The sequence below is a fragment of the Oceanobacillus arenosus genome (assembly GCF_003369575.1).
Classification (GTDB): domain Bacteria; phylum Bacillota; class Bacilli; order Bacillales; family Amphibacillaceae; genus Oceanobacillus; species Oceanobacillus arenosus.
In genome coordinates, this window is the sequence record NZ_PIOC01000033.1 from 46,051 (window position 1) to 63,636 (window position 17,586).

Below are 17,586 nucleotides of genomic sequence, written 5' to 3' on the forward strand. Positions count from 1 at the left end.
GGTTACTTCTTGGATATTGATGATACCTATTATGTATATCAGAATCTTTAAATTTTCTAAATTATTTTATTATCCCTTCACAAACACTTTTACTGTATATTTTTTCAACTACCTTATGTATTTCATCATAAGTTTTATTTAAATTTCTTACAGACATCAATCTTACTCATTGTCGGTTAACGTGTTGTTAATGTTCTTATTAATTATTTCTGATTTAAAATCGAACACTCCATGTAATAAGAAGCACCTCCAATTTAAAGGAATTCGACAAACATCCACCAAATATCCCCTTATTTGTATCCTATATTCCATATTAACATAATCCATATATTACTAGTTTATACTATCAGCTTTAAATGACTAAAATCCATACTTTATACATTGATAAAGTGAAACTTCATTCAGTGGGGGTCTTACAGCTAGTTAATTCGGGATAAACAAATAGCATGTACACATCCAATCAAGACTTCATTTTCTTTCAAAAATTGCCCCTTTCTCAAAACGGAATTGTAAAAAATAGAACGTGGCGAAAATGGGTACGGATTGCTAGCTAAATGGGAAAGATTTGTTTACAACAAAGGGAAAAGCCTTATGAAAACAGCAAATTAACCTTTTATAATTTAACTGTTCCTTTTTGGGACAGTCTTTTTATGGCACTAAGAATTTACAGCATTTCACCAAAGAAAAAAGACACAGGAACACTATCTCCTGTGAAAGAATGTACTATTGAAAACTACACACTTTGTGGGTTTAGTTTATTAGAGAATCGCCACTCACCTTCTTAATTAACCAATTTGTCCTTGCTTTCCCAAAATTGGTTTCGCAAATGTGCCTTTTGTATTTTGCCTGAACCTGTTTTAGGCAGTTCTTTTACAAAGCTGACAGATGTTGGGGCTTTATAGTGGGCGACCCGCTCTCTTGCAAAAGCAATGATTTCCTCTTCCGTTACCGCTTCTCTATCGCGGACAACCACAACGGCATGTGGGGTCTCTCCCCATTTTTCGTGAGGGATGGAAATTACGGCCGCTTCGATTACCGCTGGATGTTCATACAGAATATTTTCCACCTCAATCGATGAAATATTTTCTCCACCGCTGATAATAACATCTTTTTTTCTGTCGACAATTTCGATATTTCCGTCACTGTCGACGACTCCCATATCGCCGGTATGAAACCAGCCATTCCTGATAACTTCTTTTGTCGCCTTTTCATTTTTCCAATAACCTTCCATCACACCGTTGCTCTGGATTACAATTTCTCCGATTTCCTTACCGTTAGGCGCAACCTCTTCACCTTCTTCATTGACTACTTTCACGTCAGTTAAGAACATTTGATAACCTGCCTTAGACTTCATCCGGTATTGGACTTCTTTGGGCTCATCCAAATGCTGGGCGCGGATAATGGATGTTAAGGTCAGCGGGGATGTTTCTGTCATTCCATACACCTGTATGAATTCCCAGCCCATTTTTTCCTCCACTTTAGCTATAAACGTGACAGGCGGTGCAGAACCACCGATGACAACCCTTACATTTTGTTGGTTTATATTCATTTTATTTTCATCATAATATTGGAGCAGTGAATTCAGCACGGTAGGAGCCATGTGCATAATCGTCACGTCATGCTTTTCTAGCTTTTCAAAAATGATATTTGGACGGGTTTTTCTTAACATGATCTGGGTAGCACCGTTCCCTGTATAATAAAATATCGAGCCCCATCCATTAACATGAAACATAGGCAAAACATGAAGCACTACGTCTTGATCACTTACACGTAAATGATGCATCACTTGAAGAGCTTGCAGGTAATTGTTTCGATGAGTAAGCATAACGCCTTTCGGGTCTCCTGTTGTGCCGCTTGTGTAAAGCAGGCTGGCAATATCCTTTTCATCCATTTCTGCACGGTCAAACGGCTTTACTGAAAATTGGGCCAGCCACGCTTCGTAGTCAAGATCGTTATTTTCAAGTTTAATTTTGCTGCCCCCGTGGACAATGATCTTTTCAACATTTAACTGATCTCGGACCGGGTCAATAAGACCGTATAATTCATAGTCCACAAATAAAATTTTGGTTTCACTATGGTTTAAAATAAACAAATAATCATTCGGCTTTAACCGAATATTTAGTGGGACGGTAACGGCTCCCAATTGAAATGCTCCGTAGAACCCTTCTAACATTTCCAACGTATTCGGTGCCAAGATAGCAACCCGATCACCTTTTTCGACCCCCTTTTCTTCCAGCCCATGGGAAAGCCTGTTTACTCTTTCATTCAGTTCAAAATAAGTAACAACCTTTTCGTCATCAATGACTGCCGTTTTATCGCCATATAGCTTAACAGCTCGATCTAAAAAATCTGTCAATAGTAATGGAATGTACATGTTAACCCCTCCAATTAAATGTCATATTATATTTTATTTTCCCTAAAAAATCCCCTCTGCTTTGTCCAATTTTTTGACTTGTCTTCATCCCTTTCTTGTTAACTAATTTGTGCCGCTCGCTGTTTATGACAAGTGAATCACTTTTCTATTTTTGATTATACTAAATTTTATAATAATTACAACATCTTTTCCAAGTTTTTAAAAATAAAAAATAGTAGACTTAGGAGAACCCTAAAAATATGAAGGCGCATACAAAATAAAAGGTGAAAATATCTGTCCACAAATACTGGACATAGCTACCAGCCCCTTTAAAGCCCGGTATATAAAAGGAAACCTTAATAGCACAGGGAAAGAATGGCTAGAAAAAAGTCTAGGGGAACAATTCTACCAGCAAGAGATCAAGCAAGTAGAAAGTGAGAGCACCATATAGATGTCAAAGATCCCTTAGCATGAAAGAACACTTAGATCCATTGTCACTAATTAATTTTGTAGAACTTGCGAAACTGGCTTTAGCAAGAAGTGGTTACACAAAAAAGGGTTTCTTCTTTCTTTTGCTATTTCATGCAGAAGGCCACATTTTGTGATCTTCCATTACATTAAAGTCTTATTCGCTACTGACATACCTCTTTATTTATAATAATTTTTGCCTCTACTTATGATTTGGCTCCCCGCACTATATCTAAATGAGGTTTTATTTACTGTCTTCCTTTAATAAGTCCATGGGAAATTCGAAACAAATCTTTATATTATTAAAACCATAAACGCAAATTTTTGTTGCATTTTTTAAAATACTAACATATGCTATTTTAAAATGAATGAACTATTCATTCATCACAAAGGAGTGCTGAAAAATGATTATGAAAGAAATAGAATGGATTCTTCCGGACAAATATACATTAATTACAGGCGCAACAAATGGAATTGGGCTTGCAGCAGCAAAGGCAATCGCTGCACGTGGAGCAAATATCGGAATCATTGCCAGAAATCAGGGAAGGGCAGAAGAAATATCTAATCAATTAAAGAAGCAAACAAGCAAACCGATTAAAGTGGATATTTTCATTGCTGATCTTTCCTCTCAAAGGTCCATTCGCCGAGTAGCTCAACAAATACTTGAAAGGTGCCCACAGATTGACATTTTAGTGAATAACGCCGGGGCTTTATTCGATACCTTTCAAATGACGGAGGAAGGTGTGGAAATGACATGGGCATTGAACCACTTGGCACCTTTTCTTCTCACTTCACTGCTTTTAGACCGTCTAAGGGAAAGTGACTCAGCTCGGGTTATCAATACCTCTTCACATGGGCACAAGATGGTGAAAAGCGGTTTGGATTTTGATAATATTAACGGTGAGCATCTCTATACGGGAATTAAAAAGTTAATGGGCGGTCCAACACTGCGCTATGCACAGACTAAGCTCGCTAATATTTTATTTACATCTGAATTGGCACGTCGTCTAGAGCCAACAAATATTACCGTTCATTGTTTTGATCCTGGACTCGTTGCCTCGAATTTTAATCAAAACAATGGAAGGATGGCCAAAGCAACAATGGCTGTGATGAAGTTCTTTTCACGTACACCGGAAGAGGGGGCGGATACATTAATATGGCTTGCGGAAATGAAGGATGTCTCCGGACTAAACGGCCAATACTGTGCTGACAGACAATTGAAGGAACTGACGGAAGTGGCTACTGACAGAGAATTGGCAAAAAGACTTTGGGAAATTAGTGAGGAACAAGTTGGGTTATCATTGAAATAATTGTTATAATTTATCGTGTGAAAAAGGCTTATAGAAGAGGATGATCGAAGGTGACTCCATTAAATAATGACCAACTGGACCAGCTCCGTGATGAGCGGAGAGAACAAATAAAGAAAGCGGCCCTAAAAGTATTTGCTCGGAGAGGACTCGTTGGAACTAAAATGAGCATGATTGCTAATGAAGCAGGCATTAGCCAAGGTCTATCCTATCGATACTACAGTTCCAAAGATGAGCTTTTTATCGCACTTGTTAAGGATGCGATGGAAGAAACAGCTAAGGCATTTGCAACATTAGGACTTATGCAAGGCTCCCCTTCAGAAAAAATCAGAGAATTTACCATAAGAATGCTGGATGCAAGCAATAGACATTCCTTTATGCTAGTACAGCAAGTACAAACATCAGATGAAGTACCTGACCAGGCTAAAGATATTGTACAGCAATATCCAACCAGTTCTTTTATTGAGCAAGTGTTCCCCATCTTTAAAGAGGGGCAAGAGAAAGGGGAATTTAGCAAAGGCGATCCATCTGAGCTTTTGATGCTCTATTTCTCAGTCATTTCTGGTCTGATGTTGCTGCCTCATGGATTAGATGGGATTAACTTAAATCATAATGTTGATAAATTAATGAAAATATTAAAGGAATGAAACAAATAAATTCAAGTCACCTTTCGTCATGGACTCTAACCGGATCGTATGACAATGGGTGACTTATTTTCTGAACATATTCGATCCTCATAAGTCAAACTAATCTCATAGTATTTGATAATATTATTATCTTGTTTTTTATGGAAATTTATTCGAGGATTATAACAGAAATATCTTTAAATATATTATTATTTTTTCCTCATTTACTTATGATATGGTTCATTTCTAATAATTCTAAATCCGCGATAAACCTGCTCCACCAATATCAATCGCATCAGCTGATGTGGAAACGTCATCTTAGAAAACGACAACGCCATATCGCTGCGCCTTTGTACGTCTTCACTAATCCCAAGCGATCCGCCGATCACAAACGCAATCTTGCTTTTCCCGTATGTCGCAAGCTCATCCATCTTCGCTGCCAGCTGCTCGGAGCTTAGCATTTTCCCGTTTATTTCTAACGTGATGACGTACGTGTCGTCGCTAATATGTCCTAAAATCCGTTCTCCTTCTTTCCGCTTCACTTCCAGCATTTCTGCCTCACTCATATTCTCTGGTGCCTTTTCATCCGCTACTTCGATGATGTCTACCTTTGCATAGGCAGTTAGTCGTTTTAAATATTCCTGTATTCCTTGTTTAAGGTATTTTTCCTTTAGTTTTCCGACAGTTACAATTGAAATTCTCATCTATTTTCCGATCCTTTTCTAATTGCTTTTGGCAATGATGTTTTATTGTTAGCACAAGCTTCTAATTAGAGTTTACCTTATAACACAAGTAAAATAAATGATTACTCAAACTTCCAAGCAACAGCCTTTCCTACAAAAAATTTTATCTTTTCCTTACCGTAAAATCAATCGGTTACTCTCATTCTCAAAAGTTAGGGAAATATTTACTAAAAGGTGTTTAATAATCTTCATTTCTGGAAATATAGAGTACTAAGGGTGTGATGATAAAATTGAAAGCCAGGCGAACATTAGAGCTTCAGATTGAGCAGCTACGATCTAAAATGTATCATGCCTTTGAAAAAGGAGAACATTACGATCAGATTATTACAATTTCTGAGGAATTAGATGAATTGCTTAATAAACTGGAGAATCTACATACCAAAACGAATGCTTAAAAAATGACTCCCCTACGTGAAAATAGGCGAGTCATTTTTATAGGCTTTATTCCGCAATCTTCTTATCTGGGACAAAAATAAGAATAATAAATCCAATCACAAACAAAATAACGAGACTAAATACGCCATAAGATGTATTTCCTGTCAGCTGTGCAGTGGCACCAACTAAGAAAGGACCAAGGATTGCAGCGAATTTTCCGAAAATATTATAGAATCCGAAGAACTCATTCGCTCTTTCTTTCGGTACAATTTGCGCGAAATACGAACGACTAAGCGCCTGAATACCACCTTGTGCTGTTGCGACAAGCATAGCCAGGACCCAAAAATCGGTAATCGTTTCTAAAAATATCGCGTAAATACAGATGACAATATAGATTAAAATACCGGTATAGAGCATTCGCTTCGCCCCGAATTTCTTGGCGAGGTATCCGAATAATATTGCAAATGGTGCGGCAACGATTTGTACAGCTAATAATGCAATAATCAAGTCGGTCGCTCCAAGCCCTAAATCCGTTCCATATGCTGTTGACATTGAAATAATCGTGCCAACACCATCAATATAGAAGAAATATGCTAATAAAAATAAGAAGATCGTTCGGTACTGCCTTATATCACGAAATGTTTGGCCGAGATGTTTGAAGCTACTTACAATAATTCTTGGTTCACGTTCAACATAATGAAGCTGATGGACGTTTTTAATCATTGGCATCGCAAAGCTTATCCACCATATCGCTGTGATTAGGAATGCGATCCGGCTCGCATTCGTTGCGGAGAGAGGAATGATTTCCATTTGTGCGAGCATAATGACAGCAATACTCACTACAAAGGGAATCGCACTTCCGATATAACCTAAAGCATATCCTCTTGCAGAAACATCATTCATCCGCTTCTTCGTTGTTACATCGACGATAAACGCATCATAGAAGACGACTGCACCTCTGGAACCGATCGATGTAAAGGTATAAATAGTTAATAATAAAATCCAATTATCACTTGGGACAAATAAAAGCATTATCGTGGCTAATGTACCCATCGTGAAAAAGAATAGGAAGAACTTTTTCTTCATGCCTTGATAATCGGCTATCGTCCCTAAAATCGGCCCGAGTAACGCTAATATTAATGTTGCAATTGAAATCGTATACCCTAAATATGCCGTTGAATCAACATCAGCAACCCCTGCATTTTCTGCGACTGCTTTATAATAGATTGGAAAAATAGCGGTTGTAATAATGATGGAATAGGCAGAATCCGCCCAATCATACATCATCCAGCTCTTCTCTATTTTAGTAAACTTCCCCAAGCACATTCCCTCCCCCAATAGACCTATATTCTATAGTACAACATCATGTAGCAGTTTACAGTTATAATATGTAAAACTTTACAATCTTAAAACAATTTGAATCAAAGGACTGGAGCTGGACGTTGCTCACGAGAATGTTGACGATGCAGTACCCCTTAACCCCTGTCAAAACATTTAAATATCAAAGTGCCGATTGATCCTTTCACAAGTTCTAAGAAGGGCGGTCACTAGTTTCTCCTCATTCCCATAGAAACGGGCTGCCGGTAGCGGAATGGAGACAGCATGGATATTTTTCATCTGATCAGTGACAATTGCACCTACCGCACAAATTCCGTGAATATGCTCTTCTTTGGCATATGCAATCCCTTCTTTACGAACTACCTCCAACTCCTTTAGCAGTTCATCACGATTGGTAATCGTCTGTTCTGTGTAATGTGTTAATGAATTTGGAAGTAGCCTTTCAACCTCAGAAACGGGCAACGCTGCGAGAATGGCCTTTCCATTTGCCGTGCAATGCAATGGAAAAGCAGTGCCGGGTTGTGAAGTCGCTTGTAATGGATGGGCTGCGATAATTTGATCTACAAATAGTACCTTGTCGTTATCCAAGACGGAAAGGTCGACGGTTTCGTTTACCTCATTAGATAACGCGGTAATAAATGGTCTTATTTCCTCCTTAAGATCGCGATGGACTGCATCAGCAAGCATTGTAATCTCTGGACCAAGGCGAATACCGCCGTATGTAGAGGCTTGGGTGACAAAATTTTCCTGTTCCAATGTATATACAATTCGTTGGACCGTTGATCGTGGTAATCCCACTTCTTTTGCAATCTGCGCTAGGCTAAGTCCCTTTGGGTGATCCCTAAGCGTCCTTAGAATATTAGCCGCACGTGAGATAACCTGTATGTTAGATGTTTTGTTTTGATCCTGTTTGTCGTTCTTCAAAAGTACGTACTCCTTCCACCTACAATATAACGCTATTATATCGAAAATTTGAGGCCACACATAGATTTGTCTTCTTTATCAAAGATAATTAGCCATTCGAACCGATATTTTTAATCATACCAGATGATTGTGTTAAGCGAATGAATGTAATTGACAAAGGGATGACATATTATTATACTGAAATTAACCAAATAACGATACAAGTGTACCGCATAGTGGTTAAATATTATTAAATCCTTTCAAACTATCTATTTTTAGAAACTATAATGGAAACAGAAGTATGAAGTATCCTGAATAAATCCAGAAGCACTTCCATAGTTATAAAGCGAGAATTCATACAAAGTAAAATTTTACCAAGGCAGAATCCTACAGCTTTGAGCTAGATCAAATGTTAACAATCAGAGGGGGATCAACATGAGCTTAATAAAAATTGGTGTTATCGGCGTTGGAAATATGGGCTCTGCACATGTAGAATTATTGGATAAAGGGCAAATTGAAGGTGCAACATTAACCGCTATTTGCAGCAGCAATGAAAGTAGAATTGAATGGGTTAAAAAGCATACACAAGGGAATGTACAGATTTTCCGAGATGTAACGTCCTTTTTTACTCAATCAGGAATCGATGCCGTACTAATTGCGACACCGCATTACAGTCATCCCGATTTGGCCAAAGAGGCGTTTGCTAATGGAATCCATGTCCTCATCGAAAAACCAGCAGGAGTTTATACAAAAAATGTGCTGGAAATGAATGAAGCAGCTAAAGCAAGTAATAAAGTATTTGCAATTATGTATAATCAACGGGCAAATCCCCTTTATCAAAAATTGCGAGACCTTATGCAATCGGGCGTGCTTGGGGAAATAAAGCGGATTAATTGGATTGTAACCGACACGTATCGTCCACAAAGTTATTATGATTCAAGTAAATGGAAAGCCACATGGAAGGGAGAAGGTGGCGGTGTCTTATTAAATCAAGCACTACACCACTTAGATATTTTACAGTGGACGACAGGACATATGCCAACACGGGTTCTTGCGGCCTCTCATTTCGGGAAGTATCATGAAATCGAAGTGGAAGATGATGTAACAGCATATGTTGAATATGAAAATGGGGCGACGGGTGTATTTATTACTTCAACAGGCGAAGCACCTGGTACAAATCGCTTTGAAATTGTCGGAAACTGTGGGAAAATTGTAGTTGAAAATGAGGAAATCACCTTTTATCAATTAACACAACCCGAACGTGAATTTAATAAATCATACAAAGGAGGTTTCGGTAAGCCTGAATGGAAGGAAATCCATATTCCTGTAAAAAGTGAAAATGGAAATCATGCGGTGATTATTCAAAACTGGATTGATTCGATTCGTAATGGTACGCCATTACTTTCACCAGGAGAGGATGGGGTAAAGGCTTTAGAAATCGCCAATGCCATTTATTTATCTTCTTGGTTAAATGAAGAAATGGAATTACCCGTCGATCCAGACCGTTATTTTGAAAAATTACAAGAGAAGATTGACACTTCTACATTTGTGAAAAAACATGTATCAAACACGACATTAAATGTAAAAGGGACCCATTAATAAAGTGAAACTCCATTAAGTGGGGGTTAATTTCCACCCCCACTTACAATTCTTGACTTTTCTCGAATTCTTTTCGTTAAGGGTCTTACAGCCAGTTAATTCGGGATAAATGAATCAGAAACGAGGATTATACTCTTGCAAAGACAATCGAATACTTCAGAAAAGTTATGGACAAAATACTATATTCTAACATTTGTATACGCTCTATTTACATCCACCGCGAACAATATGTTACTTACAGGACTGCCGCTATACGCGATACATCTTGGCGGGGATAATTCCATTTCAGGGCTGCTTTTCGGCCTTTTCATGCTTTTCGCTATTTTTTCCCGTCCGCTGTTTGGTAAATTAATCGACGAAAAGAGCAGAAGAATGGTGCTGATTATTGGTGGTATTATATCGGGCCTACTTAGCCTTTTCTATGTATTCTCCCTTTCTATCGGTCTACTGCTTCTAGTAAGAGCGTTACATGGATTCGGATTCGGTGCAACGACCAATTCCTCCGGCACAGTTGTTTCCGATATTGTTCCAAAAAGCAGATTAGCAGAAGGAATCGGTTATTTTGGGTTAGCGAATACACTCTCTACCGCTGTAGGTCCTGCTTTGAGCTTATTTATCATCATGAATTTTAATTATAATCTGCTGTTTATCGTTTCAGCTCTTCTAGGTTTCATCGCATTATTTTGTAGCCTTTTTATTAATTATGAGCGGAAGAATAAGGAGAGCGACCCTAAATTATTTAATCCTAAAGTAAAAAGAAAACTCACTGAGCTTATGTACGAAAAAACAGCATTGCCCACCGCCCTCGTTACGATATTTATTTATGTTGCGATGGGTGCAACCTTAACGTTTATACCGACATATGCACTGTCACTAGGGATAGAAGATATCGGGATATATTTTACTGTTTATTCATTCGCGTTATTGTTTACAAGAATTGCAGGCGGAAAATTGGCTGATAAATACGGGTATTCGTTCGTTGTCGTCCCAGGCTTAATTATGATTGTTCTATCATTTGTCGTTTTGGCATATGCAACATCATTACCCGTTTTTCTCATCTCAGCCGTTCTGTATGGCTTAGGCTTAGGATCTGTTGATCCAGCATTAAACGCAGTGATGATTCGACTTTGCCCATCAGATAGAAGAGGTGCAGGGAATTCTACCTTTTTTACTGCCAAAGATTTAGGTGGCGGTTTTGGCGCTGTCATCTTTGGGTTCATTTCACTAAGTCAAGGTTTTAGGCCTGTTTTTCTTTATTGCGCCCTAAGTGTTATCATCGCGTTTATTGCATATCATTTCATATTAAGGAAGCAGATTCGTCGGATTGAGAAAGCCGATGGTGGAGTAAGACAGAGTGCATAGAAAGATAGATGTCATTTACATCTTTATTCAAAGTAGGTCGCATTTCTTAAAAAGAGAATGCGCCTATTTTCATTTGGGGGCTTTCCTATATAGCATAATTTAAAAAACGCCATCCATACTATCCAACTGACATGCAACCATATCATTGCTTATACTTGACAGGCAACCAAACAGTTGCTTATAATCGATATATGAATTGGAACAAAGACGCTATATTTAAAGCACTCAGCGACTCGAATCGAAGGTTAATATTAGACGAACTATCCGAGCGAAACGAGCTAACATTGTATGAACTTACGACACGTCTCATTATGAAGCACGACCTTACCATTTCCAGACAAGCGATTGCTAAACATCTTGCTGTATTGGAAGATGCAGGGCTTGTAAAATCTAAACGGAAGGGGAAATATCGAGTACTTATGTACAATAATGAACCACTTAAAAACCTGCTAAAAAGGTGGATAGATTAATTTTAGAGAAACTTCTAAATAAATGTTTATATCTACTAAACCAAATGTTTGGCAGTGCAGCATAAATCACAACTATCAATGGAGGCGTAAAAAATTATGAAAATCATTGTTACCAGTATTTTTGTAGAAGATCAAGACAAGGCACTGGCGTTTTATTCAGAAACTCTGGGCTTTATTAAAAAGCATGACGTACCCACAGGAGAATTCAGATGGATAACACTTGTTTCTCCCGAGAATCAAGAAGGTACCCAGATTGTGCTCGAACCGAATAACCATCCGGCTGCCAAAGAGTATCAACAGAAACTATTTGAAGAAGGCATACCAGTAACAATGTTTGGTGTTGAGGATATTCACAAAGAGTACGAACGATTATTGGATCAGGGCGTGAAGTTTACCATGGAACCAACAGAAATGGGCAACGTCACAATAGCCGTCTTCGATGATACATGCGGTAACCTTATTCAAATAGCACAGCAATAACTTTATGACAAATTCACATGACAAAGAGATCCTTTAGAAATTACAAGGATCTCTTTATTTCCTCTACTTCTTCCACACTAAAATCGGTAGCTTTCGCAATCAGCTCGATTGGAGCATTCTCTTGCAATAATTTAATCGAAAGTTCTCTTGTTGCTAATTCTACTCTATTAATGCAATAAGTTATTAATAAATAATCGAACAACATCCGCTCCACCAATAAACGTTCCAAGTGAGCTACCGATATTAGCGAATACGACAACGAGTAATACACGGGTCACTTTGTTTTTCCAGAACCCTTTAAAGCTAAAGACATCCTCTGCCAGATGCTCGAAGTCCCGTACTGTTGGTTTACTGAAATAGGCTTGGACAAATCCGGCGAACCAGCCTGCTGCAGTAAGTGGATCCAGCGCCGATATCGGTGCCATTACAAAGGCCGTGATAATCGCTACTGGATGACCAAATGCTACCGCTACGCCAAGTGCGGATAAGGAGCCATGCCAGAGAATCCAGCTTGTCGCCTGCTGCATTCCTGCGACAGGGTTTGAAGCAAAGGTGTAGACAACCATCGCAATAATTAACAGTGGAATCATCCAGCCAACATATTTCGGCCACTTCGCCTTCTTTGGCCGCTTCGTCAGCTGCTTTAAATCATGCTCCTTATGTATTTCCTTTGTAATTCCAGGAACATGTGCAGCACCTAAGATGGCAACAACCTTATCGCCAGGTGCCTTCTTGATTTTCTGCGCTAAATACTGATCACGTTCATCGATTAATGGCTTTTTCAGCTTCGGGAAATAATCGGTGAACTCCTGCAGCATCGCATTAATCGTATCCTGTTTCTTCATCTTTTCCAATTCTTCTTCTGAAATGCTTTCTTTGCTAAATACGCTCCCAATGATTTGTGCAAGGAGCATCGATTTCCCTTTAAAACCGATATTTCCCCAAATTCGCGAAAAAGTAATCTGGATATTCCGATCGGCAAGTACGAGATTCGCACCTGTTTCCTTGGCAGATTCAATTCCCTGAATCATTTCTTGACCAGCATTGATGCCAAATTGACTTGCCATTCTTTTTTGAAACGAGGATATCGCCAGGTTCATTAAAAGCAGGCTCGACTTCTTATCCTTAATTATCTTAAAAATATTGGTATCGCTCCATTTATTTCCTTCTGTAATCGATTCATAACGCTGTTCATCAAGCTCAATACAGACGGAATCGGGACGCTCTAGTTCAATCACTTCTTTTACTTGCTCTGCACTATGCTTCGATACATGGGCAGTACCTATGAGAATAATCTCTTTATTGTCTATATGTAATCGGGTAATATTTTCTTCCACCATCTGTTACCATCCTTTTATTAGAAACCTTGGTTGTCACCTTTGCCAACGCAAAACACATACTATCATTCTAAACTACTATTGGATAAATTAGTATGTCATTCTTATTAATTTAGTCCCACTCTATTATCCTATTTGAACTCATGTGTGGCAAGCATAGTCGCGATGGCATCTTCAATTGATGTTACCGAGTCGCTTAAGAAGTTATTTGCCATGATCGAGAAAGTTAATTTCTCCCCGTCTAATGTGGTAACATAGCCAGATAGGGATGACACACCTGTAAGAGATCCTGTCTTGGCGATGACGTTCCCTTTCGCTGGTCCTTCTGTTAAACGATGCCGGAGTGTTCCACCGACAAGCCGCTCCTCCATTCCCGCTACAGGTAAAGATAATTCGAAATCAGCAAACCATTCCTTTTGCTGCACTTGATAAAGCAGCTTTGATAGCTCGCTTGCAGGGATTAATGTTTTATGTGACATGCCGGAGCCATCACGAAAACTTACTGTATCCGGGTTAACACCTAATGCCGCTGCTGTATCGACAATTACCTTGAGTCCCTTATCCCAGCTTCCTTCGCCATGGACAACCTTCCCCATTTCCTTTGTTAACGTTTCGCCTATTCCATTATTACTTAATTTCATAAATGGCAGTAGCAGCTCATTTAATGGGATCGATTTTACCGATGTTAATATCGTAGCATCCTTAGGGGTTACCCCTGTTTGCATTTCCCAATTGCCGGTAAACGTAATGCCCTGCTCCTCCATTGATTGTTTAAAGATATCTAGGACATATTCCGTCGGTTCCCATACTGCAATCCATTCCTTCGCACCCGTACCGTTTAATGGAATCTCTCCTTCAATAATAATATTGTTCGTACCATGCTCCCGCTCAATCGACAGATCCTTCGCTTCATCTGCTGAAACCATTTCCGTCTTGTTAATAATCGTAATGTAGTCCGTGTTTGGCGTAAGTGTCACTTGCGCCTGCACACCTAGCGTCGTTCCTGGAGTTACTTCAACGACGACAGTTCCAGCATCATAATCTGCATTCGGGGAAAGCGTCAGCGCGGAAACCTGTGCACCGGTATAGAAGGACTCATCGGACCAGTTCAAATCCTGGGATAGACGAATCGAATCATACCATTGATCATCACCGATTAAATTCCCGTTTATTCGCTCAACACCTTGCTGTTTCAATTCGCCTGCAACCTGATCCAAATCGGCTTTTAATAACGTCGGATCACCTTTACCCCGAATATACAGATTACCTTGCAAAACCTTTCCTGCTATCTTACCGTCCGTCGCAAATTCCGTTGTAAACTGATAGTCAGGACCTAGTGTCTCAAGACTTGCTGCTGCGGTTAATATTTTCATATTGGATGCCGGATGCAATCGCAGATCGCCTTGATAGGCATAGACTTCCGCGCCATTGTTAGCATTAAGAACACTTATCCCGATGCTTGCCCCATCCAGTGCTTCATCTTGTAAGATTGCTGCCATTTTCTCCGACAATGATCGGGTATCCTCGACTTCAGAAACCTCACTAGTCGCTTTAATGATTGGTGGCGCATCCTTCTGTATAAACGGAATGGCGACAATGACCAATATTAAAAGGAATAGACAGCCATATAGAATCCTGCGCTTCGAAACCATAACCGCATCACGCCCTTATTATTTGAATATTTTAATTATACATGAAAATCACCTAGATGGAAGTCATTCTTAGAAAATTCGATTGTCACAAAGCCTTTGAGTGACAGTCTTAGTTGTACTTATTAGTAAGAAAGTTTTCATGCTTACTTTACATCAAAGATAATTATTATTGCCTAGGACAACTCGGAATATGCAGTTTTTATCCTCTTCAAGTAATAAATGCAATTAAAAAACTCTTGACTTTTCCTAACAACCTTTGTAATATACTTGTAGATTACCTTTAAAACAGTCCTGTGAGGCTGGCAAGGTTTGTGCGGATTCGTTGTGCATATTGATGCACAATTGTTTAGGCAGGCTACAACTTGCTTAAATTAAAATGCACCCTGCCAGTTTATCCGGCAGGGTGCATTTTTTTATTATCATGTAGCATACTAACATACAGAATAGGGGAGAAGACAATGTCACAACGTGAAATTCAAGTTGATGAGCGTCTACCGTTTTTACAAAGTTTACCACTTAGTTTCCAGCACTTATTTGCAATGTTCGGTTCAACCGTATTAGTACCAATTCTTTTCGGAGTTGATCCTGCAACAATCCTACTCATGAATGGGGTCGGCACCATTCTTTATATCTTTATTACGAAGGGGAAAATCCCGGCATATCTCGGATCAAGCTTCGCGTTTATTTCGCCAGTTACCCTCGTCATTACTCAGGGTGGCGGTTATGGCGCTGCTTTAGGCGGATTCTTTGCTGTTGGTCTCGTTTTAGTCCTGGTTAGCTTTATCGTTAAAGTGGCGGGGACTTCGTGGATTGATGTTGTCTTTCCACCAGCCGCAATGGGCGCAATCGTTGCTGTAATCGGTTTAGAGCTTGTTCCAACTGCTGCAGGCATGGCTGGACTTGTACCTGCTCAAAATGTACCAATCGATTCAACAGCAATCACCGTTTCCTTGCTTACATTAGGCTTTACCATTGTATATTGGGTTGTGCTTCGTGGATTCTTGAAAATCATCCCAATCCTGCTTGGAATTGTAACAGGCTACTGTATAGCAACGTTTTTCGGTATCGTTGATTATACAGCAGTAAAGGAAGCGGCGTGGATTCAATTGCCTACCTTCTATCAAATCGAATTTAACTGGTCCGATATTTTAATCATCTTGCCTGCTGCAGTCGTGTTAATTCCGGAGCATATCGGACACTTAGTCGTAACAGGAAATATTGTTAAAAAGGATCTCATTAAAGATCCTGGACTTGATCGTTCTTTATTCGGTAACGGGATTTCAACGATGATTTCTAGTTTACTTGGGTCAACACCAAACACAACATACGGCGAGAATATCGGCGTACTGGCGATCACACGCGTATACTCTACATGGATTATCGGTGGAGCGGCAGTATTTGCAGTAATCCTATCCTTCTGTGGAAAACTTGCTGCACTAATCACGACAATCCCGACACCTGTGATGGGTGGAATCTCCTTACTATTATTCGGAATAATTGCGGTTAGTGGACTCCGGATTCTAGTAGAGCAAAAGGTGGATTATAATAATTCACAAAATCTAATCTTAACCTGTGTTGTACTTGCGGTGGGAATTAGTGGAGCTTCGATCTCCATCGGTCAAGTAGCACTATCAGGTATGGGGCTTGCAACGATTGTTGCGGTTATCCTGAGTCTCTTCTTTAAACTGCTAAATGTGCTTAAGCTTGCAAATGAATAGCGTCTTTAAGTTAAGGAGTGCCTTCATTGGTGCTCCTTCTTTTTTATTTGGTCTTTTACACCGGAAACAACAATATTATTATTTTTTCAGATAATAATTATGGTATGATTATTTTTACTTAGATAAAGTGAAACTTCATTAAGTGGGGGTTTTCTTCATCCCCCACTTAATGTTAGTTGAACAGAATCGGGACTTTGACTTTCTGTTGATCCCCCACTTACAATTCTTGATTTTTCTCTAATTCTTGAAGTGGAGGTCTTACAGCCAGTTAATTCGGGATAAACGGAAGGGGTTATTGACAATGTTTCGTTATGAAATTGACGAGGATATCGTATTACAGCAGCTTGAAATCCTGGACGCACAAGTGTTATTTCAGCTGATTGACAGGTCTAGAGAATATTTACGCGCTTGGCTTCCATGGGTTGATGGCAATGAGACCGTCGATGACTCTCAGGCATTCATTGAGCATACGACACAGGCATTGGAAGCAAAAAAGGGACTTACCACTGGCATCTACTTCCAGGGGAAACTGGTTGGAATGGCTGGATTTAATAGCTTGGACTCTCAAAATAAAATTGGCCATATTGGCTACTGGCTTGCTGAGGATTATCAAGGGAAGGGCATTATGAGTCGTGTTGCCCGAGCATTAACGGAATATGCATTTCATGAGTTAGACCTTAATCGTGTCGAGATCCGTGCCGCATATGAGAATGTAAAGAGCCGGGCAATTCCTAACCGCTTAGGCTTTATTGAAGAAGGAAAGATTAGACAGGCCGAATGGTTATACGATCATTATGTCGACCATGTAGTATATGGAATGCTGGCAAGTGATTGGGAAAATACTTGGTGATTTTG

At 39.4% G+C, this 17,586-nt stretch carries 16 protein-coding genes; 9 read left to right on the plus strand and 7 right to left on the minus strand.

Translation table 11 applies throughout. From position 1 onward, the window contains the following. Positions 1 to 781: 781 nt before the first annotated feature. Complete coding sequence (locus CWR48_RS19455; protein ID WP_115774954.1) at positions 782 to 2,374, minus strand: long-chain-fatty-acid--CoA ligase; 1,593 nt, start codon at positions 2,372 to 2,374, stop codon at positions 782 to 784. Between the two features lie 851 nt (positions 2,375 to 3,225). On the opposite strand from CWR48_RS19455, the gene CWR48_RS19460 reads away from it, so the two are divergent. Further along, a complete protein-coding gene (locus CWR48_RS19460) occupies positions 3,226 to 4,131 on the plus strand; it encodes an SDR family NAD(P)-dependent oxidoreductase (protein WP_425453920.1) in 906 nt (301 codons plus the stop codon). 50 nt (positions 4,132 to 4,181) lie between these two features. Continuing rightward, positions 4,182 to 4,775 carry a TetR/AcrR family transcriptional regulator gene (locus tag CWR48_RS19465; RefSeq protein ID WP_115774955.1) on the plus strand — a complete coding sequence of 198 codons (594 nt, stop codon included), beginning with the start codon at positions 4,182 to 4,184 and terminating at the stop codon, positions 4,773 to 4,775. Between the two features lie 203 nt (positions 4,776 to 4,978). Here CWR48_RS19465 and rlmH read toward each other — a convergent pair whose 3' ends face one another. Next, the gene (gene rlmH, locus CWR48_RS19470) at positions 4,979 to 5,458 is read right to left on the minus strand and encodes a 23S rRNA (pseudouridine(1915)-N(3))-methyltransferase RlmH (protein ID WP_115774956.1); all 480 of its coding nucleotides are present in this window, start codon (positions 5,456 to 5,458) and stop codon (positions 4,979 to 4,981) included. A 269-nt stretch (positions 5,459 to 5,727) separates the two neighbouring features. On the opposite strand from rlmH, the gene CWR48_RS19475 reads away from it, so the two are divergent. Continuing rightward, entirely contained in the window at positions 5,728 to 5,892 is a 165-nt protein-coding gene (locus CWR48_RS19475) for an aspartyl-phosphate phosphatase Spo0E family protein (protein WP_425453921.1), read from the plus strand. A gap of 46 nt (positions 5,893 to 5,938) precedes the next feature. Here the strand turns inward: CWR48_RS19475 and CWR48_RS19480 are convergent, their stop codons facing one another. Together CWR48_RS19480 and CWR48_RS19485 are read right to left on the minus strand one after the other, a co-directional pair. Next, the gene (locus CWR48_RS19480; protein ID WP_115774957.1) at positions 5,939 to 7,192 is read right to left on the minus strand and encodes an MFS transporter; all 1,254 of its coding nucleotides are present in this window, start codon (positions 7,190 to 7,192) and stop codon (positions 5,939 to 5,941) included. A 174-nt stretch (positions 7,193 to 7,366) separates the two neighbouring features. Beyond that, a complete protein-coding gene (locus CWR48_RS19485) occupies positions 7,367 to 8,134 on the minus strand; it encodes an IclR family transcriptional regulator (RefSeq protein WP_147294902.1) in 768 nt (255 codons plus the stop codon). A gap of 414 nt (positions 8,135 to 8,548) precedes the next feature. Here CWR48_RS19485 and CWR48_RS19490 point away from each other — a divergent pair, with 414 nt between their 5' ends. The 4 genes from CWR48_RS19490 to CWR48_RS19505 all read left to right on the plus strand — a co-directional run bounded on the left by CWR48_RS19490 (position 8,549) and on the right by CWR48_RS19505 (position 12,024). Continuing rightward, positions 8,549 to 9,712: a Gfo/Idh/MocA family protein gene (locus tag CWR48_RS19490; RefSeq protein WP_115774959.1), complete on the plus strand. Its 1,164-nt coding sequence runs from the start codon at positions 8,549 to 8,551 to the stop codon at positions 9,710 to 9,712. 135 nt (positions 9,713 to 9,847) lie between these two features. Beyond that, positions 9,848 to 11,074 carry an MFS transporter gene (locus CWR48_RS19495; RefSeq protein WP_115774960.1) on the plus strand — a complete coding sequence of 409 codons (1,227 nt, stop codon included), beginning with the start codon at positions 9,848 to 9,850 and terminating at the stop codon, positions 11,072 to 11,074. A 191-nt stretch (positions 11,075 to 11,265) separates the two neighbouring features. Next, on the plus strand, positions 11,266 to 11,544 hold the full coding sequence (locus CWR48_RS19500; RefSeq protein WP_115774961.1) for an ArsR/SmtB family transcription factor: 279 nt from the start codon (positions 11,266 to 11,268) through the stop codon (positions 11,542 to 11,544). Between the two features lie 96 nt (positions 11,545 to 11,640). Next, positions 11,641 to 12,024 (plus strand): VOC family protein, encoded by a 384-nt coding sequence (locus tag CWR48_RS19505; protein ID WP_115774962.1) that lies wholly within the window; start codon positions 11,641 to 11,643, stop codon positions 12,022 to 12,024. A 40-nt stretch (positions 12,025 to 12,064) separates the two neighbouring features. On the opposite strand, the gene CWR48_RS20565 is transcribed toward CWR48_RS19505, so the two are convergent. The 3 genes from CWR48_RS20565 to dacB all read right to left on the minus strand — a co-directional run bounded on the left by CWR48_RS20565 (position 12,065) and on the right by dacB (position 15,013). After that, positions 12,065 to 12,229, minus strand: coding sequence for a hypothetical protein (locus tag CWR48_RS20565; protein WP_211316785.1), 165 nt, complete (start codon positions 12,227 to 12,229; stop codon positions 12,065 to 12,067). Next, complete coding sequence (locus tag CWR48_RS19510) at positions 12,192 to 13,364, minus strand: TraB/GumN family protein (protein WP_115774963.1); 1,173 nt, start codon at positions 13,362 to 13,364, stop codon at positions 12,192 to 12,194. Before CWR48_RS19510 ends, CWR48_RS20565 begins: the two co-directional genes overlap by 38 nt. A gap of 128 nt (positions 13,365 to 13,492) precedes the next feature. After that, a complete protein-coding gene (dacB, locus tag CWR48_RS19515) occupies positions 13,493 to 15,013 on the minus strand; it encodes a D-alanyl-D-alanine carboxypeptidase/D-alanyl-D-alanine endopeptidase (RefSeq protein ID WP_115774964.1) in 1,521 nt (506 codons plus the stop codon). A gap of 458 nt (positions 15,014 to 15,471) precedes the next feature. Here dacB and uraA point away from each other — a divergent pair, with 458 nt between their 5' ends. After that, a complete protein-coding gene (gene uraA, locus CWR48_RS19520) occupies positions 15,472 to 16,731 on the plus strand; it encodes a uracil permease (RefSeq protein WP_115774965.1) in 1,260 nt (419 codons plus the stop codon). Positions 16,732 to 17,032: 301 nt separating this feature from the next. Further along, the gene (locus CWR48_RS19525; protein ID WP_115774966.1) at positions 17,033 to 17,581 is read left to right on the plus strand and encodes a GNAT family N-acetyltransferase; all 549 of its coding nucleotides are present in this window, start codon (positions 17,033 to 17,035) and stop codon (positions 17,579 to 17,581) included. Positions 17,582 to 17,586 lie beyond the last annotated feature (5 nt).

Coding starts and splice junctions, on each gene's coding strand:
- CWR48_RS19455 (WP_115774954.1), bottom strand. CDS start 2,374: ATGTACATTCCATTACTATTGACAGATTTTTTAGATCGAGCTGTTAAG.
- CWR48_RS19460 (WP_425453920.1), top strand. CDS start 3,226: ATGATTATGAAAGAAATAGAATGGATTCTTCCGGACAAATATACATTA.
- rlmH (WP_115774956.1), bottom strand. CDS start 5,458: ATGAGAATTTCAATTGTAACTGTCGGAAAACTAAAGGAAAAATACCTT.
- CWR48_RS19490 (WP_115774959.1), top strand. CDS start 8,549: ATGAGCTTAATAAAAATTGGTGTTATCGGCGTTGGAAATATGGGCTCT.
- CWR48_RS19500 (WP_115774961.1), top strand. CDS start 11,266: ATGAATTGGAACAAAGACGCTATATTTAAAGCACTCAGCGACTCGAAT.
- CWR48_RS19505 (WP_115774962.1), top strand. CDS start 11,641: ATGAAAATCATTGTTACCAGTATTTTTGTAGAAGATCAAGACAAGGCA.
- CWR48_RS20565 (WP_211316785.1), bottom strand. CDS start 12,229: ATGTTGTTCGATTATTTATTAATAACTTATTGCATTAATAGAGTAGAA.
- CWR48_RS19510 (WP_115774963.1), bottom strand. CDS start 13,364: ATGGTGGAAGAAAATATTACCCGATTACATATAGACAATAAAGAGATT.
- dacB (WP_115774964.1), bottom strand. CDS start 15,013: ATGGTTTCGAAGCGCAGGATTCTATATGGCTGTCTATTCCTTTTAATA.
- uraA (WP_115774965.1), top strand. CDS start 15,472: ATGTCACAACGTGAAATTCAAGTTGATGAGCGTCTACCGTTTTTACAA.
- CWR48_RS19525 (WP_115774966.1), top strand. CDS start 17,033: ATGTTTCGTTATGAAATTGACGAGGATATCGTATTACAGCAGCTTGAA.